The organism is Xanthomonas sp. WHRI 1810A, from assembly GCF_040202885.1.
Classification (GTDB): domain Bacteria; phylum Pseudomonadota; class Gammaproteobacteria; order Pseudomonadales; family Pseudomonadaceae; genus Aquipseudomonas.
This window is the reverse complement of the sequence record NZ_JBEGED010000058.1, coordinates 261-597: the sequence shown is the minus strand read 5'-3', so window position 1 is coordinate 597 and position 337 is coordinate 261. Positions and strand designations below refer to the sequence as shown.

At 65.9% G+C, this 337-nt stretch carries 1 protein-coding gene; it reads right to left on the bottom strand.

Annotation, left to right across the window (positions count from 1 at the left end; genetic code table 11):
• The coding region (locus tag ABQX22_RS26700) for a hypothetical protein (protein WP_349802861.1) at window positions 1-337 on the bottom strand (337 nt) is incomplete at both ends.

Here is a 337-nt window from a genome sequence, read left to right as displayed (position 1 = left end):
AGGCCGTGGGAGCTGGCTTGCCTGCGATCTGCCGGGCACCGGCAGTAAACCAGAGTGTGCGGTGGGTCAGGCTTGTTGAGGCGCCTGTTTTAGGGCTGGTGCCCAGCCCATCGTCGGCAAGCCGGACTCCCACGCCCTCCGGGCAGAAGCGATATTGTGGCGACTTTGGCTGTTGATTCTGGCCGAAGGCCGTGGGAGCTGGCTTGCCTGCGATCTGCCGGGCACCGGCAGTAAACCAGCGTGTGCTGTGGGTCAGGCCTGTTGAGGCGCCTGTTTTAGGGCTGGTGCCCAGCCCATCGTCGGCAAGCCGGACTCCCACGCCCTCCGGGCAGAAGCG